Origin of the sequence: Bradyrhizobium manausense (assembly GCF_001440035.1) — a bacterium.
GTDB lineage: Bacteria > Pseudomonadota > Alphaproteobacteria > Rhizobiales > Xanthobacteraceae > Bradyrhizobium > Bradyrhizobium manausense.
Genome location: NZ_LJYG01000047.1, coordinates 179,862 through 194,551, shown reverse-complemented (window position 1 = coordinate 194,551; position 14,690 = coordinate 179,862). Strand labels below are relative to the sequence as shown.

Genomic DNA, 14,690 nt, shown 5'->3' with positions numbered 1-14,690 from the left:
GCAATTGTGCCCCTCTCGCCGATTTGCGATAAGGCGGCGTGAAGCAAATCACCGCCTCCCTTCCGTTCGAATGGCCGAGCCGTGCCAAGGTTTTAGGCACCGCGGAGACACTTATCATCGGCGCGGCCGGTGGATTGATGTTCCTTGCCCTGGGCTTGCCGGGCGGGTTGATCTCGGGATCGATGATCGCGGTCGGAATCGCCGCGATTGCCGGACGTCAGCTCTCGGTGCCGCCGCTCCTGACCCAGACCGTGCTGGTGCTGCTCGGAATTTCGCTGGGCTCGGTCGTATCGCGCCATCTGATCCAGCAGGTCAGTGCCTATCCGCTGACCATCGGGCTTCTGGCGCTCGCCACCTTCTGCTCGACCTTCGGCTCCAGCTATTACTTGCAGCGCGTCCATGGCTGGGACCGCACCTCGGCCTTCCTGGCCGGCAGCCCCGGTGCGCTCTCGCAGATCACCATCCTGGCGGTTGAGCGCGGGGCCGATTTGCCTGGTATCGCGGTGGTGCAGACCATGCGCGTGATCATCCTGACCGCGGCGCTGCCAATGGTGCTGGCTATCGCGGGAGTCGCCCCCTCGGTCTCGCCATCTCTGACGACCGCGATCGCCTCGCCGCTCGATCTTCTGGAACTGGTTGCCGCTTCGCTGGCGGCGTCACTCGTGCTGCGGCTGATGAAATTTCCGGCGAGCTGGATGTTCGGCGCCATGATCGCCTCCAGCGTGCTGCACGGCGCGGGTTGGGTCGACGGCGGCCTGCCGAACTGGGTGCGCGGCGTGTCGCTGGTCGGCATCGGCGCGCTGATCGGCGGCCGCTTCGCCCGGATGCGCATCAAGACGCTGGCCGGCCACATCAACGCCGCGCTCGGCTCATTTGCCGTAGCCGTCGCCGTCTCCGCCATCTTCGTCGGCATCGTCGCACTCACCACGCAGGTGAAATTCTCGGACGTCGTCGTCGCCTACGCGCCCGGTGCGATGGACGCGATGCTGGCGCTGGCGCTGACGTTGCACATCGATCCGATCTTCGTCGGCGCCCATCACCTGTCGCGCTTCGTGTTCGTGACAATTGCGACGCCTGGCATCGTGCACCTGTTCGGCCGCACGCAGGACGACGTGGACGACTAGCCGCCCTCCGCAGCCGCTGGTCCCCTCAGCGCGGCAATTTCCGCCTCGAGCTCCGCAATCCGCTGATCCCTCGCGGCTAGCGCCGCCGCCACATCCGGGGCGTCGAACTTTTGCGGAATGTGCTGGGGGCAGTTGGTGTCCCAGGCCACGATCTTGAAGAGAATCACCTGCTCGGGCCGGGCGCGATAGCCCTTCGGCATCAGCGCATCCGTCAGCGCATCGTCATCCTCGACAACGCGCGCCTCGCCCCAGATCTTCACGCGGCGGCGATGGGCATAGTCCATCACGAAAATGTAGGCCTTGGGGTTCTCGGAGAGATTTCCTTGAGACAGATATTGCTGATTGCCGGCATAGTCGGCGAAAGCAAGCGTCTGCTTGTCCAGCACCTTCAGAAATCCCTTCGGGCCGCCGCGATGCTGGATATAGGGCTGGCCGTCCGCCGATGCCGTGGCAAAGTAGAAGCTGTTGGCCTCAGCGAGGAAGGCCTCGAGGTTCTCGTCGACCTCGGTGCGCCAGCCGCGCTGCTCGACGCGGCCATAGGCTTCGCGCGAGCCCTTGCGTGCCTGGATCGCCTTCACAGCGGGGGTGAAGGCGACATCGCTGGCATAGGTACGAACTGCGGTCATCGGAACATCTCCTGAAAATTCCGGCGCATGTCTGCGGTCTTTCACGACCCAAGATGGACCTTCTGCCGTCTAGAACAATCAGGTGGCTTGACACTTCATCGTTGCGACATATGCAATAATGTCCATGGACCGCCTTGACGCCATGCGCGTTTTCATCACGGTCGCCGATCTGCGCGGCTTTGCGCCGGCGGCGCGCAAGCTAAGGCTATCGCCTTCGGCGGTGACGCGGCTGATTGCAGCGCTGGAGGAGCATCTTGGCGCGCGGCTGCTGCAGCGGACCACGCGACAGGTGCGGCTCACCGATGTCGGCAGGCGCTATCTGGAGCGCGCCCGGCGGATCCTCGCCGACGTCGATGAGGCCGACGGCGCGGCGCGGGAAGAGCGCAACCGGCCGAGCGGGCGGCTGGTGGTCTCGGCCCCGGTGGGTTTCGGCCGGCTCCATGTCGGGCCTGTCATGACCGACTATCTCAAGCGCTATCCCGAGGTGGCGGCCGAGCTCAGGCTGTCGGACAATCTCGTCAACCTTGTCGAGGACGCCGTCGATGCCGCGGTGCGGATCGGCCATCTTGCCGATTCCTCGCTGGTCGCGCGTCAGGTCGGCGAGATGCGGCGGATCACGGTGGCAACGCCAGGCTATCTCAAGCGCCACGGCGAGCCGAGGACGCCGCAGGCGCTGTCTGAGCACCAGACGATCCAATTTGGTCCGTCCGCGAGCTGGCAGTTCATGCAGGACGGCCGGGGCATCGAGGTGACGCCAACTCCGCGCTTCATCAGCAACAGTGCCGACGCCGCCCTGCAATATGCCGAAGCCGGCGGCGGCATCACGCGCGTGCTGGCCTATCAGGCCGCCGAGGGCCTGAAGCGCGGACGCCTGAAGGTCCTGCTGGCGAAATACGAGCAGCCGGCGTTGCCGATCCACATCGTCTACCCGACCTCGCGGCTGCTCTCGGCCAAGGTGCGGGCGTTCATCGATCTCGTGGTGGAGACGACGGATTGGAAGTTTGGGTGAAGTCGTCATTCCGGGGCTCGCGAAGCGAGAACCCGGAATCTCGAGATTCCGGGTTCGGTGCTTCGCACCGCCCCGGAATGACGGCTACCCCGGCTTCGGCACGACGCGAAACGTGCCGCTGGCCCGCGCGATCACGATGCCGTCGGCCTTGACCAGGCTCTGCGCGAAGCAGATCGTCTTGCCGGTCTTGATCACGTCGCTCTCGATCGAGCACCATTGGCCGGTCTCGGCCGAGCCGACGAAATCGATCGACAGCGAAACCGTCACGAATGAGGTGGTCCAGTTCGTCAGCTGGGCGCAGCTGTAGCCCATCGCGTTGTCGGCGAGCGCGGTGATAAGGCCGCCGTGGATCAAGCCACGCCCGTTGGTGTGCGGCCTTGCCAGCCGCAGGCCGATGATGACGGCACGGTCGGTCTTCTTCGCGTAGAGCGGCTCCCACGGTTCGGTCATCGGACTCTTGCGGGCGAGCGGCTCGAAGCCTTCGGGGATGTCGATGGAGGTCATGCGCGTCTCGCGTTGTTGATTGACAGCATTGAACGCGATGGACGAGACGAACGCATCAATTACAAAGTTTTAAACGGGATTTGCGCAGATGTTTGAAACGTGTGGTGTCGCATTGACAGTGCCGTAGGGTAGGTTAGCCGTAGGCGTAACCCACCACTTCTGTCTCCGCGGAAATCAAAGAGGCGGGTTACGCCGAGCAGATGCGCTTCGCGCACTGCTTAGCCAACCCCACCCTACGGCACCTTCTTAGAACGGCAGCCCGACATAATTCTCCGACAGTGACGTCATCGCGGCCGGCGACTGCGTGACGTAGTCGAGCTCGGCGAGCTGGATGCGCGCGCCGATGCTGCCGGTGTCGGGGAATTTGTGCAGCATCGAGGTCATCCACCAGGAGAAGCGCACGGCCTTCCAGACGCGCGCCAGCGCCTTTGCGGAATAGGTATCGATGCCGGCACTCGATTTCTCGTCGTAGAACTCGCGAAGTGCGCCTGACAGATAATGCGCATCGCTGGCGGCGAGGTTCAGCCCCTTGGCGCCGGTCGGCGGCACGATGTGGGCAGCGTCGCCGCACAGGAACATCTTGCCGAAACGCATCGGCTCGGCGACGAAGCTGCGCAAGGGCGCAATGCTCTTCTCGATCGAGGGGCCGGTGATGAGACTGTCGGCCGCCTCCTGGTCGAGCCGGCGCTTCAGCTCGTCCCAGAAGCGATCGTCCGGCCACTGATCGACATGGTCATCGAGCGAGCATTGCACGTAATGCCGGCTGCGCTTCATCGAGCGCATGGTGCAAAGCGCAAAGCCGCGCGCATGGTTGGAATAGATCAGCTCGTGGCTGACCGGCGGCGTCTCGGACAAGATGCCGAGCCAGCCGAACGGATAAACCCGCTCGAACTCCTCGATCGCCGTATCAGGCACGCTCGCGCGGCTGACGCCGTGGAAGCCGTCGCACCCGGCGATGAAATCGCAATCGAGCGTGTGGGTGACGCCATCCTTGACCCAGGTTACACGCGGGTGACTGCCGTCGAAATCATGCGGCTGCACATCCTTGGCCTCATAGACGGTGGTGAGACCGGCGGCTTTGCGCGCATTCATCAGGTCGAGCGTGACCTCGGTCTGGCCATAGATCATTACTGTCTTGCCGGTGGCGGCCTTCATGTCGATGCGGTGGCGGCTCCCGGAAAATGCCAGTTCGATACCCTCGTGCACCAGGCCTTCGGCATGCGCCCGCTTGCCGGCACCGACCTGATCGAGCAGCGCGACGGTGCCCTCCTCCAGCAGGCCGGCGCGGATGCGTCCGAGCACGTAGTCGGGGCTCTGCCGTTCCAGGATGACGTTGTCGATGCCGTAAATGTGCAGCAATTGCCCAAGCAACAATCCCGCCGGCCCGGCCCCGATGATTGCGACTTTTGTCCGCAATACTTGCTCCTCCCGATCCTGTAGGCTTCGTCGCGGCTCGCTTGTCGCGTTGATCCACGCAGGATAATTATATCATATAACGGTTTGGCAAAAAGGGAGGTTGGTCGCTCGGACAGCGACAAATCCGTGCAACAGCGCTGACGTAGATGACGCAGCAGTTCCGGCTTGAACGCGCCGGCCGATTAGATAACATGTTAATTAACAAGACCAGGCCATCGAAGCCTGCCGTCACGAAAGGGGAGAGATACGAAATGAGGAAGGCCTGTCTGGCTTTGCTGCTGGCAGCAAGCGTGACGCCTGCGTTCGCGCAGGACAAAACCGTCGACCTGAAGGTCTCGCACTGGGTGCCGGCGTCGCATCCGCTGCAAAAGTCTCTTGAAGACTGGGTGGCCGCAGTGAACAAGGATTCCGGCGGCACCATCACCGGCAAGGTGTTTCCGGCCCAGCAGCTCGGCAAGGCGTTCGACCATTACGACATGGCACGCGACGGCATCGCTGACGTCACCTATGTCAATCCCGGCTACCAGCCCGGCCGCTTCCCGGTCATCGGCGCCGGCGAATTGCCGTTCCTGATCTCTGACGCCAAGGGCGGCTCGATGGGGCTGGACGCCTGGTACCGCAAATATGCCGAGAAGGAGATGAAGGACGTCAAATACTGCCTCGCCTTCGTCCACTCGCCTTCGTCCTTCCACTCGCGCAGCAAGAAGATCGCCATGCCGGAGGACGTGAAGGGCATGAAGATCCGTCCCGCGCATGCGACCATGGCGAACTTCGTCACCGCGCTCGGCGGCACCAATGTGCAGTCCTCCGCCCCTGAAGTGCGCGACATTATCGAGCGCGGCGTCGCCGACGGCGTCACCTTTCCCTGGGGCTCGCTGGTGCTGTTCGGCATCGACAAGGTCACCAAGTTCCACATGGAAGCGCCGCTCTACACCACGACCTTCGTGTTCGTGATCAACAAGGACAAGTACAATGCGATGTCCGACAAGCAGAAGGCCGCGGTCGACAAGAACTGCTCGACCGAGATGGCCGGGGTGGTTGGCGAGCACTGGGGCAAGTTCGAAGATGCCGGCGTCGACAAGGTGAAGGCGGAAGAAGGTCACGAGGTCTACAAGCTATCCCCGGACCAGACCGCCGCCTGGAAGAAGGCCGCCGAACCGCTGGTCAAGACCTGGGGCGATGGCGTCAAGAAGACCGGCATCGATCCGAACGCTGCGCTGGCGGAATTGAAGGCGTCGTTGAAGAAGTACAACGCACTGGCGGAGTGAGACTACACCTCTCCCGCTTGCTTGCGGGAGAGGTCGGCGCGTTCCGGGCGATGCGAAGCATCGTCCCGAGTGCCGGGTGGGGGCTCTCTCCTCTTGGGGGTTCTCGATTGTGGAGACACCCTCTCCCCACCCCTCCCCCGCAAGCGGGGGAGGGAGCGCGGCTCCATCGCGGGGACACCTCGAACTGGTCGAAAGGACTCTCTCCCCATGAAGCGCGCCTGGATGGACCGCATCATCGACACGATCGAATGGATCGCCGCCGCGTTCGTCGGCATCGTCGCGCTCGACATTTTTTTGTCGGTGCTGCTGCGCAACACGCTGAATTATTCGATCCCTGACAGTTTCGACATCGGTCGCATGCTGCTCGGCATCCTGATCTTCTGGGGCATCGCGGCAACCTCCTACCGCGGCACGCACATCACGGTCGATCTGGTCTGGGGCAATGTCGGGCCACGCTACCAGCGCTGGATCGACGTGTTCGCGACGCTGGTGCTGCTGTTCGTCGTCACGGTGCAGACCTGGACGCTGTTCGACAAGGTGCGCGGCACCTACAACGACAACGTCCAGACCTTCGACATGCACATGCCGACCTGGCCGTTCTTCGCGATCGCCTGGATCGGCGACGTCTCGGCCGTTCTGCTGATCGCGATCCGCACCTACCGATTGATCTTCCATCCTGAAGAGATGCACGACCCCAAGCTGAAGGCGACGGAATAATCATGAGCACAGATGCCGTCGCCGTAATCGGCTTCATCTCCCTGTTTGCCTTGATGCTGCTGCGCGTGCCCGTCGGCATGGCCATGGGGCTCGTCGGCGTCTCCGGCTTCTCCTATCTGGTCGGCGCGACGCCGGCGCTGAAACTGGTCGGCCAGACCTCGATGCGCACGGTCACCGACTACACCTTCGGCGTCATCCCGATGTTCCTGCTGATGGGCTCGTTCGTCAGCAATTCCGGCATGAGCCGGGAGCTGTTCCGCGCCGCCAACGGCTTTGTCGGACATTTGCGCGGCGGGCTCGGCATCGCGACCGTGGGCGCCTGCGGCGGCTTTGCCGCGATCTGCGGTTCATCGGTGGCGACGGCAGCCACCTTCTCCGCCGTTGCCTATCCCGAGATGCGCCGCTTCGGCTATCCGCAGTCCTTTGCGACAGGGGTGATCGCGGCCGGCGGCACGCTTGGCGCGATGCTGCCGCCCTCCACCGTGCTCGCGGTCTACGGCATCATCACCGAGCAGGACATCGGCAAACTCTTCATCGCCGGCATCATTCCGGGCGTGCTGGCGATGACCATGTATATGATCACGATCTTCCTGATCGGCTATCTCCGCCCCGACTTCCTGCCCAAGGGCAAGGTGCTGCCCTGGCGCGAGCGTTTCGCCGGACTGAAGGACATCTGGGCGCCGGTGCTGCTGTTCGTGTTCGTGATCGGCGGTCTCTACGGTCTGCCCTTCCTGCCGCGCTTTACGCCGACTGAAGCTGGCGGCGTCGGCGCCACCGGCGCCTTCATCATCGGCATGGTCACGGGACGGCTCGACCGCGAGAAGGTGCTGGCCTCGCTGCTGCAGGCGACGCGCACCGCGGCCGCGGTGTTCACCGTGCTGATCGGCGCTTTGATCTTCGGTTATTTCCTCACGGTGACGCAGACGCCGCAGAAGGTGACGGAATTTCTCACCGGCCTCGGCCTCGGCCCTTACGGCGTGCTGGCGCTGATCATGGTGATGTATCTCATGCTCGGCTGCCTGATGGACGCCATGGCGATGATCATCCTGACCGTGCCGATCATCTTCCCCGTGATCACACATCTCGGCTTCGACCCGATCTGGTTCGGCGTCATCATCGTCATGACCGTCGAGCTCGGGCTGATCCATCCGCCTGTCGGCATGAACGTGTTTGTCATCAAGAGCGTGGTGAAGGACGTCTCCTTCTCCACGATCTTCAAGGGTGTGATTCCATTCGTGGCGACCGACCTCGTGCGCCTGGTGATCCTGATCGCGTTCCCGCTGCTGGCGACATGGCTGCCGACGCGGATGATGGCGCACTAGCGAGGCGAAGCAATGACCACACCGACGCTCGCGACAAATTATGTCTTCACGATCACTGCAAAAATCGGCGACGTCATCACCGCTGGCGAGACCGGCATCGGCGTCCGCCGCATCATCCCGATCATCGGCGGTGAGGTGACGGGCGCGATCACTGGAAAAGTGCTGCCGTACGGCGCCGACTTCCAAACCATCCGCCCCAACGAGCTGATCGACTTGGAGGCCAAATACGCCTTCGAGACCGACGACGGCGCCACCATCTATGTCGAGAACAAGGGCATCCGCTTTGGCCCGATCGAACTCCTGCAAAAGCTCAAGCGTGGCGAACCTGTTGATCCGAAGCTGATCTATTTTCGGACCGTGCCGAAATTCGAGACGGGGCACGAGAAATATCGCTGGCTGATGGAGTACATCTTTATCGGCTCAGCCGCGCGGCACGCCGATCGCGTGGTGATCGACGTGCATCAGGTGGTGTGAGCGCACACTCAACTGTCGTCCCGGCGAAAGCCGGGACCCATACCGCGTGATCTATCCGCTGCAGGCGGTCGGAGTACCGAACGACCAATCTTCGCCAAATGCCTCCCTGGGGTTATGGGTCCGGCCTCCGCCGGGACGACACCAAATTGGAGGACGGCTTTTGCCTACCGGCCCCCTCCTTGACTCCTCCCAAATTCGTTATACAACATAACTATTCTGATAAGGACGCAAATGACACAGGGAAACGCCGAGACCGCTGGCGCGGGCACCTCCGGGCTGCTTCAGATCGAGAGGGTGGACCGGGTTCTGACCGTGGGGCTGAACCGGCCGGCCAAGCGCAATGCGCTCAATGACGGCATCATTCTCGAAATCGGCCAATGCTTTACGTCCCTGCCCGAGGATGTCGGTGCGGTGGTCATTCACGGCATCGGCGACCATTTCTCCAGCGGTCTCGACCTGTCCGAGCTCCAGGACCACGACGCCACCGGCGGCCTTCTCCATTCCCAAATGTGGCATCGGGTGTTCGACCGTATCCAGTATAGCCGCGTCCCCGTCATCGCCGCGCTGAAGGGTGCCGTGATCGGCGGCGGGCTGGAGCTTGCCTGCGCGGCGCATATCCGTGTCGCCGAGCCCTCGACCTATTTTGCCCTGCCAGAGGGGCAGCGCGGCATCTTCGTCGGCGGCGGCGGCTCGGTGCGGCTGCCGCGGCTGATCGGCGTTGCCAGGATGATGGACATGATGCTGACCGGCCGCGTCTATAGCGCGACCGAGGGCGCGTCCTACGGCTTTGCGCAATATGTCACCGAGGCCGGCAACGGCTTGCCCAAGGCGCTGGAGCTTGCGGCCAAGATTGCGTCCAACGCGCCGTTGACGAATTTCGCCGTGCTTCAAGCACTCCCGATGATCGCGGAGGCCAATCCGCAGACCGGCCTTTTGATGGAATCGCTGATGGCCACCGTTGCGCAGAGCGACAAGGAAGCAAAACGCAGGATCCGCGAGTTCCTCGAGCACAAGACCGCCAAGGTAAAGCCGAAGTCATGAGCGCACAGCCGTCCTCTTCCAGCACAGAGCGCGGCGTGAGCAATTCTCCGCTGCGGCCGATCTCGTTCGGAGATCCCGTCGTCGATGTCGAGCGTCGCGCCGATGGCACGATCTATCTGCGGCCGAAGCAGCCCCTCGGCGACTATCCCGTCCGCATCACCGATCGTCTGCATCACTGGGCGACGGCGACGCCGGACCGCGTCTTCATGGCCGAACGCGAGGGTGGCCGGGGCTGGCGCAAGATCACTTATGCCGAGCTGCTCACCGCGAGCCGGCATATCGCCTCAGGCCTGATCCAGCGCGGCCTGTCGGCGGAGCGGCCGGTCGTCATCCTCTCCGGCAATTCGATCGACCACGCTTTGCTCGCCTTCGGCGCCTTCTATGCCGGCATTCCCTTCTGCCCGGTGTCACCGGCCTATTCGCTGGTGTCGAAGGATTACGGCAAGCTCGCATATTTGATGAAGCTGCTGACGCCCGGCCTCGTTTTCGCAGAGGATGCCGACAAGTTCGCGGACGCGCTCGCCGCCAATGTCTCCCTCGGTACCGAGATCGCTGCCTCCTATGGCCATGTGCCGGGCCGCGACGTCACCCTGCTCGCCGACCTCATCGCAACCCCGATCCGTAGCGATCTTGACGAGCTCCATGAGAAGATCGGCCCCGACACAATCGCAAAATTCCTGCTGACCTCGGGCTCAACAGGCAATCCCAAGGCCGTCATCAACACGCAGCGCATGATCTGCGCCAACCAAGTGATGCTGCGCGAGACGCTCGCCTTCCTCAAGGACGAGCCGCCCGTCATCATCGACTGGTTGCCGTGGAACCACACCTTTGGCGGCAACCACAATATCGGGCTGACGCTGTACAATGGCGGCTCGATGTATCTGGACGCCGGCAAGCCGGTGCCCGGCGGCATCGAGGAGACCGTGCGCAATCTCCAGGAGATTTCGCCGACGGTCTATTTCAACGTGCCCAAGGGCTATGAATCGCTGCTGCCCTATTTGCGGGACGACCAGGGCCTGCGCGCAAAGTTCTTCGATCGCCTGCATGCGATGTTCTTCTCCGGCGCTGCGCTGTCGCCGTTCGTCTGGAACAGTCTTGACGAGCTCGCGGTCAAGGAGAAGGGATATCGCGTACCGATGCTCACGGGCCTCGGTGCCACCGAGACCGCACCGTTCTTCATGTCGGTCAATCCGCGTACCAGCCGCTCCGGCCATGTCGGCCTTCCCGTTTCCGGCAACGAGGCCAAGCTGGTGCCAAACAACGGCAAGCTCGAGGTCCGCGCCAAGGGGCCGAACGTGATGCCCGGCTACTGGCGCCAGCCTGACATCACCGCAAAATCCTTCGATGAGGAAGGATTTTACAAGATGGGCGATGCGCTCAAGCCTGCCGATCCCGACGATCTCAACGCTGGCTTCGATTTCGACGGCCGCGTCAGCGAGGATTTCAAGCTCGCCAGCGGCACCTGGGTCAGCGTCGGTCCCTTGCGCGCGCGCCTCATCGCAGCCTGCGCGCCGCTGGTGCGCGACGTCGTCATCGCCGGCATCAACCGTGACGAGATCTCCGCTCTCATCGTGCTCGATCTCGACGGCTGCCGCCTGATCAACCCGACGCTGCCGCCGGACGACGTGGTGGTCGCAACGCGCGACCGGCTGGTCCGCGAGGCGTTCCGCGAGCGCTTGACCCAGTTTCTCGGTTCGGCGACCGGCTCCTCGACCCGGATTACCCGTGCGATCCTGATGGACACGCCGCTCTCGATCGACAAGGGCGAGGTCACCGACAAGGGCTCGATCAACCAGCGCGCGGTGCTGGAGCATCGCGGCGCGTTGATTGAAGAGCTCTACGCTGCCAATCCGTCTGACCGCGTGATATCGGTCGGCTAAAGAAACTCATCGAAGGAGAACGCCATGTTGTTGAAGGATCAGGCAGCCATCGTCACCGGCGGCGCATCGGGTCTGGGTGCTGCCACAGCACGAAAACTGGCGGCGCAGGGCGCCAAGGTCGCGGTGTGCGATCTCAATACCAAGCTTGCAGAGACCGTTGCCGCCGAGATCAAGGGCGTCGCCGTCACCTGCGACGTCTCAGACGCGGCCTCCGCCGAAGCTGCGATCGCACAGGCGGCCAAGGCCCACGGTCCGGCCCGCGTACTGGTCAACTGCGCCGGCATCGGCGTTGCAAAACGCGTCGTCGGGCGCGACGGCCCGATGGCGCTTGCCGATTTCGACAAGGTGATCAAGATCAACCTGATCGGCACCTTCAACATGTTGCGCCTCGCGGCGACGGAGATGTCCAAGCTCGAGCCGCAGGCGAGCGGCGAGCGCGGCGTCATCATCAACACGGCCTCGGTCGCCGCCTATGACGGCCAGATCGGCCAGTCGGCCTACTCGGCCTCGAAGGGCGGCATCGTCGGCATGACCTTGCCGATCGCGCGCGAGCTCGCCCAGTTCGGCGTCCGCGTGCTGACCATCGCGCCCGGGCTGTTCCTGACGCCGCTGCTGGCAAATCTGCCGCAGGAAGCGCAGGACTCGCTCGCCGCCGCCATCCCCTTCCCGCGCCGTCTTGGCAATGCCGACGAGTTCGCCGCGCTCGCGCTGCACATGGTCGAGAACTCCTATCTCAACGGCGAAGTGGTGCGCCTCGACGGCTCGCTGCGCATGGCGCCGAAATAAGGCACTCAACGCATGTTCGTGAACCGGCGCGACGTCCAGATCCAGTGGGGCGACTGCGACCCCGCCAACATCGTCTACTATCCGCGCTATTTCGCGATGTTCGACGATTCGACGTCGACCCTGTTCGAGGTCGCCGGCTTCTCCAAGCAGGACCTGGTTCGCAAATACGGCCTGGTGGGCATCCCCATGGTCGATACGCGGTCCAGGTTCTACATTCCCTCGACCTATGGCGACTGGATCACCATCGAAACGAAGATCGAGAGCATCAAGCGCTCGAGCTTCGAGGTGAAGCACAACGTCTACAAGGGCGAGGCGCTCGCCATCGAAGGCTTCGAGACGCGCGTCCTGGTCGGCCGCGACCCCGACAACCCCGATAGACTGAAATCGGCACCATTCCCCCCGGAAATGGTGGCCAAATTCACAGGGAGCTAATCCGGAACCAAATCGCCGCATCGCCAAAAGACGGGGCTGAATTCATCCCCGATTTCTGCTTTCAAAGAAAACGTCAAGGGAGGAATTGATGAAACGCTTTTACCTGACTGCCATCGCGGCGGCGACGCTGGCGTTGCCGGCCTTGCCCGTGCATGCCCAGACCAACGAAATCACCATCGGCATCACCACCACCACCACCGGCCCGGGCGCCGCGCTCGGAATCCCCGAGCGCAACGCGCTGGAATTCGTGCCGAAGGAAATCGGCGGCGTTCCATTGAAGGTGATCGTGCTCGACGACGGCGGCGATCCCACCACCGCGACCACCAACGCCCGCCGTTTCGTCACCGAATCCAAAGCCGACATCATCATGGGCTCGGCGCTGACGCCGCCGACCATCGCAGTCTCCAACGTCGCCAACGAAGCCGGCATTCCGCACTTTGGTCTGGCTCCCTTCCCGATCACGCCGGAACGCATGAAGTGGTCGGTGGCGATGCCGCAGCCGATCCCGATCGTCGGCAAGGTGCTGTACGATCACATGAAGTCCAAGGGCATCAAGACCCTCGGCTATATCGGCTACTCCGACTCCTATGGCGACCTCTGGTTCAACGACCTGAAGGCGCAGGCCGTGCCGATGGGCATGACCATCGTCGACGAGGAGCGCTTCGCCCGTCCGGATACCTCGGTGACCGGCCAGGTGCTGAAGCTCGTGGCCGCCAATCCCGATGCGATCCTGGTCGGCGCCTCCGGCACCGCGGCCGCGCTGCCGCAGACCGAGCTGCGTGAGCGCGGCTATCAGGGCCTGATCTACCAGACCCACGGCGCTGCCAGCATGGACTTCATCCGCATCGCCGGCCAAGCGGCCGAAGGCGTGCTGATGGCATCCGGTCCTGTCATGGACCCCGAGGACCAGCCGGAGGAAGCCGCCACCAAGAAGCCAGGCCTTGCGCTCAACTCAGCCTATGAAGCCAAGTACGGCCCGAACAGCCGCAGCCAGTTCGCCGGCCATTCCTACGATGCCTTCGAGATCCTCAAGCGTATCATCCCGACGGCGCTGAAGACCGCAAAACCCGGCACACCTGAGTTCCGCGAAGCGATCCGTCAGGCGTTGCTGTCCGAGAAGGAGCTGGCCGCCAGCCAGGGCGTCTACAACTTCACCGAAAAGGACCGCTACGGCCTCGACGAGCGCTCGCGCATCCTGCTCACCGTGAAGAACGGCAAGTACACGCTGGTGAGGTAGGCGGCGTCGGTCTCCGAAATGACGAGAGCCGGCCCATCAGGCCGGCTCTTTTCTTTTATACGTCCGGCGCGCTTGCCTCACGCCGCCTGGCGCAGGGGCGTCCAGGCAAACTCCGGATAGTAGGTGTCCATCATCCGGTCGACATAGGCGGTGAGGTTCGGAAACCCTTCCGCGCGGTCGCGCAGGCTGGACTCGAAGAACGGCGTCAAAATGCCAGCGAGCGCGCCGAACGCAGTCGCGTCGACACCGCTGGGCTTGTTGCCCATCAGATAGGATTTGTCACCAAGCTGCACCGACAGCGCAAACAGCGAACGCACTGCGAGATCGACATCATCATCGGGGGCGTGGCGGCCGAGGCCGGAGAGCAGATAGTTCTCGGCGACGCGGAACTGGGCATCCTCGCGCAGTTTCTCCCGATTGTGCTCCGGCGCACCGTCGAAGAAATGCGCAGGTCCCTTGGCGAAATTGACTGGATCAACCCAGCGGGCGCCGATCAGCGCCCAGTAGACGTGATGCTCGATCATGCGCTCGAAGGCCCAGGCCTGTGCACGCTCCTGCAACGAGAGGCCGGCATCGAAGTCGAAGCCGTAGCGGCGCTCGATATGGGCGCGGATGAAGGTCGAATCGGCCACCGCCTCGCCGCCATCGTCGATAAAAGGCAGCTGCCCCTTGGGTGAGGCCGGCGGCATCGCCCGCTCCTTCCGGTAGGGCAGCCCCGCCATCTTGAGCTGCACCTCGGTCTTGGTGACGAAGGGGCTGATTTCCGGCAGGCCGAAGCCGGTGCCAAAGCCGTAAAGCGTGATCATGTGAGCTCTCCTGAACCTGCCGAAAGAGTTGACGGAACCTAGTGCCGG

At 63.3% G+C, this 14,690-nt stretch carries 15 protein-coding genes; 11 read left to right on the top strand and 4 right to left on the bottom strand.

What is annotated here, in order from left to right:
• Positions 1–38: 38 nt before the first annotated feature.
• The gene (locus tag AOQ71_RS12105; RefSeq protein WP_057746415.1) at positions 39–1,124 is read left to right on the top strand and encodes an AbrB family transcriptional regulator; all 1,086 of its coding nucleotides are present in this window, start codon (positions 39–41) and stop codon (positions 1,122–1,124) included.
• On the opposite strand, the gene AOQ71_RS12100 is transcribed toward AOQ71_RS12105, so the two are convergent.
• Entirely contained in the window at positions 1,121–1,750 is a 630-nt protein-coding gene (locus AOQ71_RS12100; RefSeq protein WP_057746411.1) for a pyridoxamine 5'-phosphate oxidase family protein, read from the bottom strand. The two genes, AOQ71_RS12105 and AOQ71_RS12100, sit on opposite strands and share 4 nt — an antisense overlap.
• A 124-nt stretch (positions 1,751–1,874) precedes the next feature.
• Here AOQ71_RS12100 and AOQ71_RS12095 point away from each other — a divergent pair, with 124 nt between their 5' ends.
• Entirely contained in the window at positions 1,875–2,759 is an 885-nt protein-coding gene (locus AOQ71_RS12095; RefSeq protein WP_057746408.1) for a LysR family transcriptional regulator, read from the top strand.
• 84 nt (positions 2,760–2,843) lie between these two features.
• Here the strand turns inward: AOQ71_RS12095 and AOQ71_RS12090 are convergent, their stop codons facing one another.
• Together AOQ71_RS12090 and pobA are read right to left on the bottom strand one after the other, a co-directional pair.
• Positions 2,844–3,263 (bottom strand): PaaI family thioesterase, encoded by a 420-nt coding sequence (locus AOQ71_RS12090; RefSeq protein ID WP_057746404.1) that lies wholly within the window; start codon positions 3,261–3,263, stop codon positions 2,844–2,846.
• A 246-nt stretch (positions 3,264–3,509) separates the two neighbouring features.
• Positions 3,510–4,679, bottom strand: a complete 1,170-nt coding sequence (gene pobA / locus AOQ71_RS12085; protein ID WP_057746401.1) for a 4-hydroxybenzoate 3-monooxygenase — start codon at positions 4,677–4,679, stop codon at positions 3,510–3,512.
• A gap of 251 nt (positions 4,680–4,930) precedes the next feature.
• Here pobA and AOQ71_RS12080 point away from each other — a divergent pair, with 251 nt between their 5' ends.
• From AOQ71_RS12080 to AOQ71_RS12040, 9 genes are all read left to right on the top strand, one after another.
• Positions 4,931–5,947, top strand: a complete 1,017-nt coding sequence (locus AOQ71_RS12080; RefSeq protein ID WP_057746396.1) for a TRAP transporter substrate-binding protein — start codon at positions 4,931–4,933, stop codon at positions 5,945–5,947.
• A gap of 207 nt (positions 5,948–6,154) precedes the next feature.
• Positions 6,155–6,664, top strand: a complete 510-nt coding sequence (locus AOQ71_RS12075; protein WP_057746393.1) for a TRAP transporter small permease — start codon at positions 6,155–6,157, stop codon at positions 6,662–6,664.
• A gap of 2 nt (positions 6,665–6,666) precedes the next feature.
• Positions 6,667–7,986, top strand: coding sequence for a TRAP transporter large permease (locus tag AOQ71_RS12070; RefSeq protein WP_057746390.1), 1,320 nt, complete (start codon positions 6,667–6,669; stop codon positions 7,984–7,986).
• A gap of 12 nt (positions 7,987–7,998) precedes the next feature.
• Complete coding sequence (locus AOQ71_RS12065) at positions 7,999–8,460, top strand: DUF3237 domain-containing protein (RefSeq protein WP_057746386.1); 462 nt, start codon at positions 7,999–8,001, stop codon at positions 8,458–8,460.
• 231 nt (positions 8,461–8,691) lie between these two features.
• Positions 8,692–9,501, top strand: coding sequence for a crotonase/enoyl-CoA hydratase family protein (locus AOQ71_RS12060; RefSeq protein ID WP_057746381.1), 810 nt, complete (start codon positions 8,692–8,694; stop codon positions 9,499–9,501).
• Positions 9,498–11,381 (top strand): feruloyl-CoA synthase, encoded by a 1,884-nt coding sequence (locus tag AOQ71_RS12055; protein ID WP_057746378.1) that lies wholly within the window; start codon positions 9,498–9,500, stop codon positions 11,379–11,381. The genes AOQ71_RS12060 and AOQ71_RS12055 overlap by 4 nt, the downstream gene beginning before the upstream one ends.
• A 24-nt stretch (positions 11,382–11,405) precedes the next feature.
• Complete coding sequence (locus AOQ71_RS12050; protein ID WP_057746374.1) at positions 11,406–12,167, top strand: SDR family NAD(P)-dependent oxidoreductase; 762 nt, start codon at positions 11,406–11,408, stop codon at positions 12,165–12,167.
• Positions 12,168–12,179: 12 nt separating this feature from the next.
• Complete coding sequence (locus AOQ71_RS12045) at positions 12,180–12,599, top strand: acyl-CoA thioesterase (RefSeq protein ID WP_057746371.1); 420 nt, start codon at positions 12,180–12,182, stop codon at positions 12,597–12,599.
• A gap of 88 nt (positions 12,600–12,687) precedes the next feature.
• Positions 12,688–13,836 (top strand): ABC transporter substrate-binding protein, encoded by a 1,149-nt coding sequence (locus AOQ71_RS12040; protein ID WP_057746368.1) that lies wholly within the window; start codon positions 12,688–12,690, stop codon positions 13,834–13,836.
• 77 nt (positions 13,837–13,913) lie between these two features.
• Here the strand turns inward: AOQ71_RS12040 and AOQ71_RS12035 are convergent, their stop codons facing one another.
• Entirely contained in the window at positions 13,914–14,642 is a 729-nt protein-coding gene (locus tag AOQ71_RS12035; protein ID WP_057746869.1) for a glutathione S-transferase family protein, read from the bottom strand.
• Positions 14,643–14,690 lie beyond the last annotated feature (48 nt).

What these genes read in the sequence shown, in the direction of transcription:
- AOQ71_RS12055 (WP_057746378.1), top strand. Translation starts at nt 9,498, where the DNA reads ATGAGCGCACAGCCGTCCTCTTCCAGCACAGAGCGCGGCGTGAGCAAT.
- AOQ71_RS12070 (WP_057746390.1), top strand. Translation starts at nt 6,667, where the DNA reads ATGAGCACAGATGCCGTCGCCGTAATCGGCTTCATCTCCCTGTTTGCC.
- AOQ71_RS12035 (WP_057746869.1), bottom strand. Translation starts at nt 14,642, where the DNA reads ATGATCACGCTTTACGGCTTTGGCACCGGCTTCGGCCTGCCGGAAATC.
- AOQ71_RS12060 (WP_057746381.1), top strand. Translation starts at nt 8,692, where the DNA reads ATGACACAGGGAAACGCCGAGACCGCTGGCGCGGGCACCTCCGGGCTG.
- AOQ71_RS12065 (WP_057746386.1), top strand. Translation starts at nt 7,999, where the DNA reads ATGACCACACCGACGCTCGCGACAAATTATGTCTTCACGATCACTGCA.
- AOQ71_RS12090 (WP_057746404.1), bottom strand. Translation starts at nt 3,263, where the DNA reads ATGACCTCCATCGACATCCCCGAAGGCTTCGAGCCGCTCGCCCGCAAG.
- AOQ71_RS12100 (WP_057746411.1), bottom strand. Translation starts at nt 1,750, where the DNA reads ATGACCGCAGTTCGTACCTATGCCAGCGATGTCGCCTTCACCCCCGCT.
- AOQ71_RS12075 (WP_057746393.1), top strand. Translation starts at nt 6,155, where the DNA reads ATGAAGCGCGCCTGGATGGACCGCATCATCGACACGATCGAATGGATC.
- AOQ71_RS12045 (WP_057746371.1), top strand. Translation starts at nt 12,180, where the DNA reads ATGTTCGTGAACCGGCGCGACGTCCAGATCCAGTGGGGCGACTGCGAC.
- AOQ71_RS12050 (WP_057746374.1), top strand. Translation starts at nt 11,406, where the DNA reads ATGTTGTTGAAGGATCAGGCAGCCATCGTCACCGGCGGCGCATCGGGT.
- AOQ71_RS12040 (WP_057746368.1), top strand. Translation starts at nt 12,688, where the DNA reads ATGAAACGCTTTTACCTGACTGCCATCGCGGCGGCGACGCTGGCGTTG.
- AOQ71_RS12095 (WP_057746408.1), top strand. Translation starts at nt 1,875, where the DNA reads ATGGACCGCCTTGACGCCATGCGCGTTTTCATCACGGTCGCCGATCTG.
- AOQ71_RS12080 (WP_057746396.1), top strand. Translation starts at nt 4,931, where the DNA reads ATGAGGAAGGCCTGTCTGGCTTTGCTGCTGGCAGCAAGCGTGACGCCT.